13 protein-coding genes are annotated in these 11786 nt (G+C 68.6%); 6 read left to right on the top strand and 7 right to left on the bottom strand.

Features of this window, described 5'->3' with window-relative positions; genetic code table 11:
* The first annotated feature begins 33 nt into the window (after positions 1 to 33).
* Positions 34 to 651, top strand: a complete 618-nt coding sequence (gene shbA, locus AOZ06_RS00825; RefSeq protein WP_042184278.1) for an RNA polymerase sigma factor ShbA — start codon at positions 34 to 36, stop codon at positions 649 to 651.
* Here shbA and AOZ06_RS00820 read toward each other — a convergent pair.
* Entirely contained in the window at positions 638 to 961 is a 324-nt protein-coding gene (locus tag AOZ06_RS00820; RefSeq protein WP_054287643.1) for a nucleotide pyrophosphohydrolase, read from the bottom strand. The genes shbA and AOZ06_RS00820 overlap by 14 nt on opposite strands.
* A 4-nt stretch (positions 962 to 965) precedes the next feature.
* Positions 966 to 1166: a hypothetical protein gene (locus AOZ06_RS00815; protein ID WP_054287642.1), complete on the bottom strand. Its 201-nt coding sequence runs from the start codon at positions 1164 to 1166 to the stop codon at positions 966 to 968.
* 639 nt (positions 1167 to 1805) lie between these two features.
* On the opposite strand from AOZ06_RS00815, the gene AOZ06_RS00810 reads away from it, so the two are divergent.
* Together AOZ06_RS00810 and AOZ06_RS00805 are read left to right on the top strand one after the other, a co-directional pair.
* On the top strand, positions 1806 to 3497 hold the full coding sequence (locus tag AOZ06_RS00810; RefSeq protein ID WP_054287641.1) for a sensor histidine kinase: 1692 nt from the start codon (positions 1806 to 1808) through the stop codon (positions 3495 to 3497).
* Positions 3494 to 4147, top strand: a complete 654-nt coding sequence (locus tag AOZ06_RS00805; RefSeq protein WP_257721452.1) for a response regulator — start codon at positions 3494 to 3496, stop codon at positions 4145 to 4147. The genes AOZ06_RS00810 and AOZ06_RS00805 overlap by 4 nt, the downstream gene beginning before the upstream one ends.
* Here AOZ06_RS00805 and AOZ06_RS59495 read toward each other — a convergent pair.
* From AOZ06_RS59495 to AOZ06_RS00790, 3 genes are all read right to left on the bottom strand, one after another.
* Positions 4144 to 4500 (bottom strand): PASTA domain-containing protein, encoded by a 357-nt coding sequence (locus tag AOZ06_RS59495; RefSeq protein WP_236952024.1) that lies wholly within the window; start codon positions 4498 to 4500, stop codon positions 4144 to 4146. The genes AOZ06_RS00805 and AOZ06_RS59495 overlap by 4 nt on opposite strands.
* A 10-nt stretch (positions 4501 to 4510) precedes the next feature.
* Positions 4511 to 5671: a L,D-transpeptidase gene (locus AOZ06_RS00795; protein ID WP_054287640.1), complete on the bottom strand. Its 1161-nt coding sequence runs from the start codon at positions 5669 to 5671 to the stop codon at positions 4511 to 4513.
* Positions 5672 to 5787: 116 nt separating this feature from the next.
* Positions 5788 to 6432, bottom strand: coding sequence for a DUF4232 domain-containing protein (locus AOZ06_RS00790; protein ID WP_054287639.1), 645 nt, complete (start codon positions 6430 to 6432; stop codon positions 5788 to 5790).
* A gap of 205 nt (positions 6433 to 6637) precedes the next feature.
* Here AOZ06_RS00790 and AOZ06_RS00785 point away from each other — a divergent pair, with 205 nt between their 5' ends.
* Positions 6638 to 8386 (top strand): phosphocholine-specific phospholipase C, encoded by a 1749-nt coding sequence (locus AOZ06_RS00785; protein ID WP_054287638.1) that lies wholly within the window; start codon positions 6638 to 6640, stop codon positions 8384 to 8386.
* A 32-nt stretch (positions 8387 to 8418) separates the two neighbouring features.
* Here AOZ06_RS00785 and AOZ06_RS00780 read toward each other — a convergent pair whose 3' ends face one another.
* Both AOZ06_RS00780 and pheA read right to left on the bottom strand, forming a co-directional pair.
* Positions 8419 to 9036, bottom strand: a complete 618-nt coding sequence (locus AOZ06_RS00780; protein ID WP_054287637.1) for a histidine phosphatase family protein — start codon at positions 9034 to 9036, stop codon at positions 8419 to 8421.
* Positions 9036 to 9944 (bottom strand): prephenate dehydratase, encoded by a 909-nt coding sequence (pheA, locus tag AOZ06_RS00775; protein ID WP_054287636.1) that lies wholly within the window; start codon positions 9942 to 9944, stop codon positions 9036 to 9038. The genes AOZ06_RS00780 and pheA overlap by 1 nt, the downstream gene beginning before the upstream one ends.
* 64 nt (positions 9945 to 10008) lie before the next feature.
* Between pheA and AOZ06_RS00770 the strand changes: the two genes are divergently transcribed.
* Together AOZ06_RS00770 and coaA are read left to right on the top strand one after the other, a co-directional pair.
* Positions 10009 to 10605, top strand: coding sequence for a macro domain-containing protein (locus tag AOZ06_RS00770; protein WP_054296323.1), 597 nt, complete (start codon positions 10009 to 10011; stop codon positions 10603 to 10605).
* Positions 10606 to 10862: 257 nt separating this feature from the next.
* Positions 10863 to 11786, top strand: coding sequence for a type I pantothenate kinase (gene coaA / locus AOZ06_RS00765; RefSeq protein ID WP_054287635.1), 924 nt, complete (start codon positions 10863 to 10865; stop codon positions 11784 to 11786).

The following is an 11786-nucleotide window of genomic DNA, read 5'->3' as shown; positions in this document are numbered from 1 at the left end:
CTTATCGGGGAGGCCAGCGGCGAGGAGGCACGAATGTCCGTGAGTGCGTTGGCGGAACGCGAGGACACGAGGACGCGGAGTGGGGAGCCCGTGGACGAGATCGTGCTCAACGCCGTTGTCGAGGCGGCCGTGTCGGGGGACACGGCCGCCACGGAATGGCTTCTGACGTACGTCCGGCCGTTGGTCCTGCGCTACTGCCAGGCGCGGATCGGGGGGCACCGCACGGCGATCTCGGTCGACGACGTCGCACAGGAGGTGCTGTTGGCGCTGTTCCGGGCCCTGCCCGGCTACCGCAACCAGGGCAGGCCGTTCCTGGCCTTCGTCTACGGCATCGCAGGTCACAAGGTCGCCGACGCCCGGCGCAACGCCGCACGGGTGTCCGCGGCGCTGTCCGTGCCGGAGATCCCGGATGTGGCGAGCTCGGAGGCGACACCGGAGCAGCAAGCGCTGCAGTTCGAGCTGACCAGCCGGATGGAGCAGCTGCTGCGCAAGGTGCTGTCACCGCGTCAGCACGAGATCCTGGTGTTGCGGCTGGTGGTGGGCCTGTCGGCGGAGGAGGTCGCCGACGTGATGGGCTCGACGCCCGGCGCGATCAGGGTGGCGCAGCACCGGGCGCTGACCCGGCTGCGCAAGGTCGTCACCCGCGACTGACGGGCGGGAACCGCGTCTCGTTGCGGTCGATCTTGGCGTTCGCGGCCTTGATCAGGTCGACGTCGAGCACGTCGGCCAGCCGCACGAGGTAGATCAGGACGTCGGCGATCTCGTCGGAGACGTTCGCGGCGAGGCCGGGGTCGTCCATGGCGGCAGCCGCCTGCTCCGGCGTGAGCCACTGGAACAGGCTGACCAGCTCGCCGGCCTCACCGGACAGGGCCATCGCCAGGTTCTTCGGCGTGTGGAACTGGTGCCAGTCCCGTGCCGCGGCGAAGTCACGCAGTCGTGTGCTCAGGTCGGTGAGGCTCATGCCATCAATGGAACACCGGGCGGGCGGCGACGGTCGCGGCGGCCTTCTTCATCGCCAGCTTCTGCGCGACGACCTTGCGGTGCCGGTCGCGGCGGCGCTGCGCCAGCCAGCCGTCCAGTTCGACGATGACCGGGCCGAGGGCCATCAGCAGGACCAGCGTCACGCCGACGACTGCTCCGATCCAGGTCAGCACCAATGCCATCATGTCCTTCTCCCGTCTGCTCGTTGCTGGTACCAGCTTGGCTGGCGGGGACCCCGTTTCGAATCGGCCGAAGAGCCATCCACAGCCGCCGAATGGCCATGACCAGGCGTTACGCAGCTCAGGGCCGCTTCGCCCCGACCGTGCTCGCCGTTTCTGTCAGACCCCCGGCGTACCGTGAAGGTCGGGGGTCCCCCTGGGGATTGGTGTTGCGGTGGAGCGCGCCGTCCGGCGGGATCGCCCCTGTCTCCCGCCCTGCCCCTGCCTCCCGCGCTGCCTCTGCCGCCGCCGAAACCGGCCCTGAGCTGCGGAGAAGCCGGAACTGTCGGACCCCTGCGGTAACGTGAAATCAGGGGCCCCTCTGGGAATTGCTGTGTCGGTGAAGGCTGCCCTTGAGGTGCTGGAGGTCCACGGCCGCGCAGGTCGACAGGCGCATAAGTCACGGGACCGGCCTGATCCGCCGCGGCGTGCGGAACGCCGGCGAGGCCGCGCCGGAAAGCCCTCGTTTCCAGCCGACGCAGCCGCGGGCGCCAGGTTGCTTGCCGTCAGGGTCGGGCCGGGGATGTCCCCGTCGGCCGATCGGCCGAGGGACGCGCGCCGGTTGACCGAGGCGAAACCGGGCGTGAAGTGCGAAGCTTTCATCCCGTGAAGGTGTCCCCTGTCCAGCCGAGGACCGCGCAGTGGCTGCTGGCTCTGCTCGCTGGGTCTTTCCTGATCGACGTGCTGCTCACGCTCAACAACGGCAAGTCGGCGATCGGGGCGCTGCCGGGGGCCGCGTTGATGGGTCTGTGTGCGCTGCTGGGCGTCAAACAGCCGGTGCAGGGGGCGGTCGGGGCTTCGCTGGTCCTGTTGATGTCCACCGCGTTCATCCGGTTGTCGGGGACGCAGCCCGACTCGATCAGCATCAACGACATCCTGCTGACGGAGGTGGCGGCCGGGATCGCGCTCGTCGTCCTGGTCGTGTGGCGGATGCCGCTGGTGACGGCCGCGCTGTGCACGACGTCGCTGGTGGGGTCGGCGGTCCTGGCGACGTTCTTCCGCACGGGCAAGTGGTCGGCGACGAGCAACCTGCGGGCGCTCCAGCTGGGTTTGCTGATCCTCGTCGGTGCCGTCGTCATCGGCGTCTACCTGCGTTCGGTCAGCGGGCGGCGCACGGAGACCGAACTCGGCGCTCTCATCCGCAGGCAGTGGCCGTTGGCCGCCGCGTTGACGCTGCTGCTGTTCATCGATTTGCGGATCGGTGGCGCGCCGAACCAGATGTTCGCGCTCGGGGGCGCGGTCATCGCGTCCGTGTGCGCGTTCTTCGCGCCGCGGGCGCCGGTCGTGCTGAGCCTGGTCGCGACGGCGGGGATCGCGTTGAGCCCCTTCGTGCTCATCGTGGGCGGGATCCTGCCGGGACGGGACGGCAGCGTCGGGCCGGTGCTCACGGAGATCGCCGCGACCATGGCGTTGATCTCGTTCACTGTCCGGTGGTCGCCGAGGTGGCCCGCCATCTTCAGCTCGGCCGCGCTCGCGTTGGCGACCTGGTTGGCGTTCCAGCTCCGCATCCTGCTGGAGCAGCGCTCCACCAGCTCCACCGACGAGTTCGGCATGTACATGGCCGTACTTTTCGTCGTCGCGGTGGCGACTGGGATGTACTTCCGGTCGCGCGACCGTGAACGCACCCAGACCGTGCGGTCCGCGGTGAGCGGTGCGCAGCAGAGTGAACGGTTGGCGCTGGCACGCGAGTTGCACGATGTCGTGGCGCACCACGTGACGGGCATCGTCGTGCAGGCGCAGGCCGCGGCCATGGTGTCCGCGAAGGATCCGCAGGTGGCCGTGCAGGCGCTGGCGAAGATCGAGACCAGCGGGGTGGAGGCGTTGAAGGCGATGCGTTTCCTGGTCGCCAGCATGCGCGGGGCCAAACCGGCGGGCACGTCCGAGGCCACCGAGCAGGCGACGACGGATCTCACGGCCGACCTGCGCGCCATGATCGACAACTTCAGCGGCCCGCAGGTCCGGCTCAACCTCGACGTGCCGCAGATCGTGCCGCAGGAGGTCGGCCGGTCGGTGTTGCGGCTGGTCCAGGAGTCGCTGACCAACGTCGGCAAGCACGCGCTCGGGGCCACCGCGGCGGCTGTCGACGTCGTCACGTCCGAGTGGGAGATCCACGTCAGGGTCGCCGACAACGGGACTGGCCGACGCCAGGACCCGGTCGGCGGATCGGGCGGATACGGTCTGGTCGGAATGCGTGAACGCGTCGAGTTGCTCGGTGGGCGGTTCGCCGCCGGACCTGCCGACCCGGTCGGCTGGCAGGTCGACGCCTGGCTGCCGGTAAGGGAAGAGGACACCACGTGACGATCCGCGTGCTGATCGCCGACGACCAGGAGATGGTCCGGGCAGGTTTCCGGATGATCCTGGAGACGCAGGACGACATGGAGGTCGTCGCTGACGTGCCGGACGGCCGGGAGGCCGTCGCCAAGGCCACCGAGCTGCGGCCGGACGTGTGCCTGCTGGACATCCGCATGCCGGGTATCGACGGCCTCGAGGTGACCAGGATCCTCGCCGGGCCGGGTGTGACCGATCCGTTGAAGGTGGTCGTGGTGACCACGTTCGACCTCGACGAGTACGTGCACACCGCGCTCGCCAACGGCGCCAGCGGATTCCTGCTCAAGGACGCGGGGCCCGCGCTCCTGCTCGAGGCTGTCCGCGCGGCGGTGCGCGGGGACGCTTTGATCTCACCGCAGATCACCGTCCGCCTGCTCGAGCACTTCGCGGCGCCGGTGAAGTCCGCGCCGGCGACGAACGTCACGCTGACCGAACGGGAGCAGGACGTGGTGCGCGCGGTCGCCCGCGGCCTGACGAACACCGAGATCGGCAACGAGCTGTTCATGTCGCTGTCGACCGTGAAGACGCACCTGGCCGCAGTCCAGTCGAAGATCGACGCGCGCAACCGCGTGGAAACCGCGGCGTGGGCGTGGCGGACCGGGTTGATGGCCGACAGCTAGTCGCTGTGCTTCTTCGACTTGAGGGTCACGTTTTCCCTGGGGTCGAGCACGGTTCCCGCTTTCGGGACCTGCTCGACCACGACCCAGTTGCGGTCGATGATCAGCGACCGGTCACGGCCGGTCGCGTCTTCTTCCCTGAGCTTGTAGAAGCCCGACGCCTGCAGCGTGTCCTGGGCTTCCTGGTGGTTCTTGCCGATCACGTCCGGCACGACGTGGCCGCTCGGCGCGTTCGTGCCGGGGATCACGGTCTGGCCGATCACCGCCTCGGCCGGCAATGGCGGCGGCGGCGCCTGCGGTGGCGGCGATGAGCACGCAGCGAGCACCAACAGCCCTGCCAGCAGTGCTTTTCGCACGCACTCCACCTCACTTCACAGCGGAACCTGCCTGCCAGTCGGCCCACGGGACCGCCCAGTCACCGTAAGTGTCCCAGACCGGCAGCTGTGGACCGCCGGAATTCGTCACCTCGACCACGTCACCGAGGCCGAAGTGGTCGAAGAACCACTGCGCGTTGGCCGCGTTGAGGTTGATGCAGCCGTGGGAGACGTTCGCGCTGCCCTGCTGGCCGACGCTGTTGGGGTTCTCGTGGACGAATTCGCCGTCGTTGGAGATGCGTTCGGCGAAGTGTTCCAGCGACTTGTACGCCTGCGGCCCCGAGCAGACGCCGTACGTGCACGAGTCCATCGTGTAGTCGCGTTGCTTGTCGGAGATGACGTGGGCGCCGAGGTGGGTCGGGGTGGCGTCCTTGCCCATGCTGATCGGCATGGTCTTGACCAGGGTGCCGTTCTGGAAGATCTGCATCTGCTCGGTGTTGCCGTCCGCCTTGGCCACCCACGAGTCGTGCACCTTCAGGTTCAGGTCGCGGTCGGTCTGGCCGTACGTGCCGCCGCCGAGGTCGACGCCGTAGATCCCGGCGTGCACCTTGATCGTCGTCCCGGCCTGCCAGTAGCTCTGCGGGCGGTAGTGCACTTCGCGCTTGCTCAGCCAGTACCAGCCGCCGGGCTGGGCCGGGGCCGACGTGACGGTCAGCGCCTTCTCGGCCGCCGCCTTGTCGGTGATGTCCTTGTCGAACTTCACCACGATCGGCTGGCCGACACCGACCTCGGTGATGCTGGGCGCCGGAATGAACGAGGGAAACACGGTGGCTTTGGGCGCGAGCGTTTTCACGGTCGACTTCTGCTCGGCTTTCCTGCCGTCCGGCGAGACGCCGTCGGCGACGACTTCGTAGGACGCGCCATATGCCAGGACTTCGGTGGAAGTCCACGATGTTTTGTCTTCGGAAAAGGAACCCTTTACTTTTGTCCCTTTGACCGAATTGGTGACCGTGACCGCGTCGAGCGTGCCACCGGTCGCCTGCACGACGATCGGCTTGGTCGGCGCGTTGCCGTCACTACCTGGGGTTATGTCGAACCTGACCGGTGCGGCGGCTGTCGCCGACCCACCGGGCGCGTCAGCGGCTCCCGGTGAGTCGTCCGAACTGCAGGCACCCACTACAAGGGCGACCACCACAAGCGCCCCTGTTACCATCGCTTTGCCTGTACTTGACATTTCCCCGCCATTCTCAACTGCCGTGCTGATCCCACTTAACACGACGCGTCGTGACGGAAAAAGTTCACCCCTATCTCGTGACTCACACTTCGCGGTCAGCTGTTCTGAATCGTCTTCACGCTCAGCTGCTGACCGGGAGGGGTGCCCGCGCAACCGGTGCCCGCCAGCGGCACGAACATCGACGCGGTCTCCTGCGGCGGGTACACGCGCAGCCCGCGGACCTCCGTCGGCTTGCACACCGCCGGGTCGAAGTTGCCCACCTGGACGAAGCCCACCGGGGCGGACGCGCTGGCGCCGGGCGCGAGCTTGATCGCGTCGCCCTTGGTGCCGACGCGGACCGCGGCCGGGCCGACCTGGTGCCCGTCGTCACCGGTCACATAGGACACTCCGGGGAAGCCCTGGATGGTGCACGGTGCCGAGCTCGAGTTGGTGAAGACGAGGTTGCGGTAGATGGTGCCCGCGGCGCCGTCGCCACCGCTGACAGTGATCTTCAAAGCGGACGCCTTGCACAGGCCGTCCGCGACGGGCGCCGGTGCGCCTGTCATCGCCGGTGCTTCCGAGGCTGACGGTGGCGTTGCCGACGCGGACGGCTCAGCGGACGAGCTGTCCGGCGGCGCCGAGGGCTGAATCGATTCGATCGAGGGAACCTGCGGGGTGGCGTTCGGTGCGGGCGTACCGCTGCACGCCGCCAGCAACAACAGACTCCCCGCGGCCAGGATGCCGATCTTCGGGACGTTCATGACGTTCGCCTCCAGCGTTTCATCTTCTGGATGCCCACTGTGAGGACGTACCGAAACCCCCGTTGGTTGCGTGAGAGCTTCACCATACGAAGGCGGCTATCCGTTACCAACCGCCGTACAGCACCGTGAGCAGGTCAAATATGTTCACCACCCTGCGAGGACGCGTTCACACGACGTTCGTCGAGGCAACGGAGGCTGCTGATCCATGACTGACCTCTCCCGCCGCCGCCTGCTCACCCTTTCCGGCGGTGTCGCCGCCGGATCGCTGTTGCCGCCGTCCGTGCACGCCGCGCTGGCCGAGCCCTTCCGGCCGGGTGGCCTCGGCGCGATCGAGCACGTGGTGATCCTGATGCAGGAGAACCGGTCGTTCGACAACTACTTCGGCACGCTGCGCGGTGTCCGGGGCTTCGGCGACCCCGACGCGCTCAAGGGCGTCTTCGAGCAGTCCGGCGTGCTGCCGTTCTCCGCACGGGAGGCCGCCGAACGCGCCAACCGCCCCGGCAGCGACATCCAGTACCTCGGGTCGCTCGACCACAGCTGGGACGGCGGCCAGGCCGCGTGGGCCAACGGCTGGAACAACGGCTGGGTCCCGGCCAAGTCGAAGTCCACGATGGCGTACTACGACCGCGAGGACATCCCGTTCCAGTACGAACTCGCCGAGACTTTCACGCTGTGCGACGCGTACCACGCGTCGGTGTTCGGCCCGACCAACCCGAACCGGTTGTTCATGTGGAGCGGCAACGTCGGCTACGAGCCGGGCACGAACCGTCGCGTGGTGGACAACGACGCCTACGACGAGGACAACCACCCGGGTTACCCGTGGACGGCGTACGCCGAGCGCCTCGAATCCCGTGGTGTCGCGTGGAAGACGTACCAGGAGTGGGACAACTACCAGGACAACGCGCTCGAGTTCTTCACCCGTTTCAAGCAGATCGCACGCAAAGCGCTGCAACCGCTCGGTCTCAAGAGCATGGATCGCTTCTACGCCAACCTGTTCAAAGCCGCACCGGCCGAACGCGAAACGCTGCTCAAGCAATTGGACGCCGGTGTGCGCGCCCTGGACCGGGCCGAGCGTTCGCTCTACGACCGGGCGCTGGCGCGGGTGCGGCCCGGCGAGCTGGCCAAGGCGTTCCGCGCGGACATCGAATCCGGCAGGCTGCCGAAGGTCTCCTACCTGGTGCCGTCGGCCGCCGACTCGGAGCACCCTTCGGCGTCGTCGCCCGCGGCGAGCGCGAAGCTGACCTACGACATCCTCGACGCCATCGCCTCGAACCCGAAGGTGTGGGCCAAGACGGCGCTGATCCTGACGTTCGACGAGTTCGACGGCTACTTCGACCACGTGCCGCCGCCGGTGCCGCCGGCCGCGCGGACCGAGGAGTTCACCGACGGCAAGCCGATCGGTTTCGGCTTCCGCGTCCCGACGACGGTCGTGTCGCCGTGGTCGGTCGGCGGGTTCGTCTCGTCGGAGACCTTCGACCACACCTCGATCATCCAGTTCCTCGAACGCTGGACAGGCGTGTACGAACCGAACATCAGCCCGTGGCGCCGGACCGTCGCCGGGGACCTGACGTCCACGTTCGACTTCCGCCACGCCGGGCGCAGGCCGCGGTTGGACAAGCCCGCCGCGGTCCCCGCGCCGGTGCCGCGGTGGAAGCCCGCGCCGCCCGCCGAGCAGTCGCTTCCCCAGCAGGAACCGGGAACGCGGCCCGCGCGGCCGGTGCCGTACCGCCCGGAGGCGTGGGCGAAGCTCGAAGGCAGGACGCTCGTGCTGACGTTGCGCAACTTCGGCACGCGCAGCGCGCACTTCACGATCTACCCGTACGGCAAGGAGTTCGCCGCCCCCAAGCACGTCGACGTGCTCGGCCTGCAGATCGTGCGAATCCCGTTGCCCGGCAAGGAGTACGACATCGAGGTGCACGGCCCCGCCGGATTCCGGCGCACCTTCATCTCGTGAGTGGTTAGTCCGGTTAGAACCGGACTAACCACTCACGAGTGGGGTAGGTCGACGCCGGTCCACTCGACGCAGGTCCAGCCGTCGCCGTTGGTCTCCAGCAGGACGTGACCGGTGTTGGGCAGCACGCCGACGTTGGCGAGCTGACCGGTCACGTTCTCGGCCAGCCACTCCGCGCCGAGCCGGATCATGCCGCCGTGGCTGACCAGGACGACCAGGCAGTTCTCGTCGTCCTGGTGCTTGTCGCGGATCAGCCCGACGGTTTCGGTGAACCGGGTGCGGATCTCCGCGCCGCTCTCGCCGCGGGGCATCCGGGCGTCCAGGTCGTCCTTGGTCCAGCGCTGGTAGATCTCGAAGAACTCCTGCAGCGCGGCGTCGTCGGTGCGGCCTTCCAGGTCGCCGACGAACACCTCGTGCACGCCTTCGACAACCTGGACTTCCAGGCCGCTCGCGGCGGCGATCGGCGCGGCGGTCTGCTGCGCGCGGGTCGCCTGGCTCGCGTAGACCGCCACCGGTTTGTCCCGCAACGCGTTCGCGAAGTCGGCAGCCTGCTGGTGGCCTTCGTCGGTGAGCGGCGCGCCGGGCAGAGCCGTGTCGAGCGCACGCTTGAGGTTGGACGCGGTCTGGCCGTGACGGACGAGCAACAACCGCATCAGTGGCCCTCCCGGACCTTGGCCAGCCACTCCGCGGCGGCCTGGTAGTCGGCGTCGGTCGACCTCGGCGGCGCCTCGGACGGCGACTGGTCGGCCTTGGGGTACGAACCGAGGAACCGGACCTGCCTGCTGATCCGGTGCAGCGTGGTCAGCGCGTCGGCCACCCGCTGCTCACCGATGTGCCCGTCGAGGTCCAGGTAGAAGCGGTATTCACCGAACAGGCCGCGCAGCGGCCGCGACTCGATGCGCGTCAGGTTGATCCCGCGCAGCGCCAGCTCGGACAGCGTGTTGGCCAGCGAACCCGGCTCGTCGTGCGCGATCACCACGGCCAGCGACGTGCGGTCGCGGCCCGTGGGTTGTGGCAGGTGGCCCGGCTTGCGCAGCAGCAGGAACCTGGTGACCGCGGTACCGACGTCGGCGACGTCCGTGGCCAGCTCGGCCAGCGGGTAGTGCATGACAGCGACGGGCGCGGACACCGCCGCGTCGAACTCACCGTCGTTGACCTGCACGGCCGCCGCCGCTGTCGACGTGGTCGCGACAGGGACCGCGTTGGGCAGGTTGTCGGCGATCCAGTACCGCACCTGGGCGAGCGCGTGCGGGTGCGAGGCGACGGTCTTGACGTCCTCGGCCTTGACACCGGGACGCGTCAGGATCGAGAACCGCACGGGCAGGACGGCCTCGCCGACCGCGTACAGCGGCTCGTCCTCCGCCATGGCGTCCATCGTGGCGGTCACGGCACCTTCGACCGAGTTCTCCACCGGCACACACCCGGCGTCGACCTCACCCGCGCGCACCGCGGCGAGTACCGACGGGACTGTCTCCACCGCGACGAACTCGGCGTCCCCGAAGCTGCGGGCGGCCTGTTCGGTGAAGGTCCCGCGCGGGCCGAAGTAGGCGATTCGTGACACCGGACAACCATAGGGCACTTGATGGCGGTTCCCGTGCTGTCCCTGGCCTGACATGCTGGTAGGCGTGACCGCCGAATCGGAGGCAAGTGCGGAACGCCTGTCGGGTTCGTATTCGCTTGAGTTGGTGCTGTGCGCGGTCGAGGAGCCGCTCGCGCTCGCGTGGGAGGCGGCGGCGCGACAGCGCCACGGCATACGCGTGCACCACGGTTCCGTGCTCGAGGTCCCGGCGCAGGCGGTGGTGAGCCCTGCGAACTCGTACGGCTGGATGCGTGGCGGTATCGACGCGGTCTACGCACAAGTGTTCCCCAACATCGAGCAGACCGTGCGCAGTGCCGTGCTGGCGTTCCACGGCGGCGAACTGCCGGTCGGCGAGGCGTTGATCGTGCCGACGGGCGTGCCGATGCCTTCGTGGTTGATCAGCGCGCCGACCATGCGTGAGCCCGGCGAGCCGCTGCCGGAGGACACCGTCCATCCCTACCTCGCCGCGCGGGGCGTGTTCTGGCTGTGGCGGGACGGCTACCTCGACGAGGGCGTGCTCATCCGTGACGTCATCCGTACTGTCGCCGTGCCCGGGTTGGGCACGGGAGTGGGCGGTGTGTCGCCCGAGACGTGCGCCCGTCAGGTCATGGCCGCGTGGGACGAGGTGTTCGCGCAGGGGTAGGCGTCGAGCTTTCGACGCGGTACGTGAGCAACCCGACAATGTCGCCACCTTGTGAGGCGACTAACCCGGGCGTCATGCGCGTGTGCGTGTCCGGCGCCAACCGTTGCCGAGCCCCAGCTTCCGGTCAGCAACCGCGCGCCCCGGGTCCGGTCACGCGGCCCGATGACACGCGGCGTGTAGTTCGTCACAGCGCGAGCTTGCCTGTCACCACCTACCGTTAGCTACGAGTTTTCCCTGCTTCGGCGAGGAGTGGCGCGATGGCGCGCGTGCGTGACCTGACCCCGTATGTGGAATTGCATCGGGAGCAGTGGCAGGAGCTCCGGAAGTCGACTCCCCTGCCGCTGTCCGCAGGCGATCTGACCAGGCTGCGCGGCCTCAACGACCCGGTCGACCTCAGCGAGGTCGCCGAGGTGTACCTGCCGCTGTCGCGGCTGATCAACCTGCAGGTGCAGGCCCGGCAACGGCTGTCCGACGCGACCGCGACCTTCCTCGGCGAATCGCAGAAGGTGCCGTTCATCATCGGTGTCGCGGGCAGTGTGGCGGTCGGCAAGTCGACCACGGCACGCGTGCTGCGGGCGCTGCTGGCGCGCTGGCCGGACCACCCGAAGGTCGAACTGGTCACCACGGACGGGTTCCTGTGGCCGCGCGCGGAATTGCTGCGGCGGGGGATCATGCACCGCAAGGGTTTCCCGGAGAGCTACGACCGCAGGGCGCTGCTGCGGTTCGTCTCGGAGATCAAGTCGGGCGCGCCGGAAGTGCGCGCGCCGGTCTACTCGCACCTGCTCTACGACATCGTGCCCGGCGAGGAGCAGGTGGTCCGCCGCCCGGACATCCTGATCGTCGAAGGCCTGAACGTGCTGCAGCCAGGGCCGCGGCTGACCGTGGCCGACCTGTTCGACTTCTCGATCTTCGTCGACGCGCACACCGAGGACGTGGCGCGGTGGTACGTCGAACGGTTCCTGACCCTGCGGCACACCGCGTTCGCCAACCCGGAGTCGCACTTCCACCACTACGCGGCGCTCGACGACGACGAGGCTCGGCGCGAGGCGATGCAGCTGTGGACCGGGATCAACGAGCCGAACCTGACGCAGAACATCCTGCCCACCCGCCCGCGCGCGACCCTGGTCCTGCGAAAAGGACCGGATCACAACGTGTGCCGGGTCCGGCTCCGTAAGCTCTAG

Origin of the sequence: Kibdelosporangium phytohabitans, assembly GCF_001302585.1 — a bacterium.
Taxonomy (GTDB): Bacteria; Actinomycetota; Actinomycetes; order Mycobacteriales; family Pseudonocardiaceae; genus Kibdelosporangium; species Kibdelosporangium phytohabitans.
This window is presented reverse-complemented; position numbering and strand designations above follow the sequence as displayed.

Bases quoted from the DNA above. Each gene is read 5' to 3' on its own strand.
- AOZ06_RS00795 (WP_054287640.1), bottom strand. From the start codon at position 5,671: ATGGTAACAGGGGCGCTTGTGGTGGTCGCCCTTGTAGTGGGTGCCTGC.
- AOZ06_RS00820 (WP_054287643.1), bottom strand. From the start codon at position 961: ATGAGCCTCACCGACCTGAGCACACGACTGCGTGACTTCGCCGCGGCA.
- AOZ06_RS00785 (WP_054287638.1), top strand. From the start codon at position 6,638: ATGACTGACCTCTCCCGCCGCCGCCTGCTCACCCTTTCCGGCGGTGTC.
- AOZ06_RS00780 (WP_054287637.1), bottom strand. From the start codon at position 9,036: ATGCGGTTGTTGCTCGTCCGTCACGGCCAGACCGCGTCCAACCTCAAG.
- AOZ06_RS00790 (WP_054287639.1), bottom strand. From the start codon at position 6,432: ATGAACGTCCCGAAGATCGGCATCCTGGCCGCGGGGAGTCTGTTGTTG.
- coaA (WP_054287635.1), top strand. From the start codon at position 10,863: ATGGCGCGCGTGCGTGACCTGACCCCGTATGTGGAATTGCATCGGGAG.
- AOZ06_RS00815 (WP_054287642.1), bottom strand. From the start codon at position 1,166: ATGATGGCATTGGTGCTGACCTGGATCGGAGCAGTCGTCGGCGTGACG.
- shbA (WP_042184278.1), top strand. From the start codon at position 34: ATGTCCGTGAGTGCGTTGGCGGAACGCGAGGACACGAGGACGCGGAGT.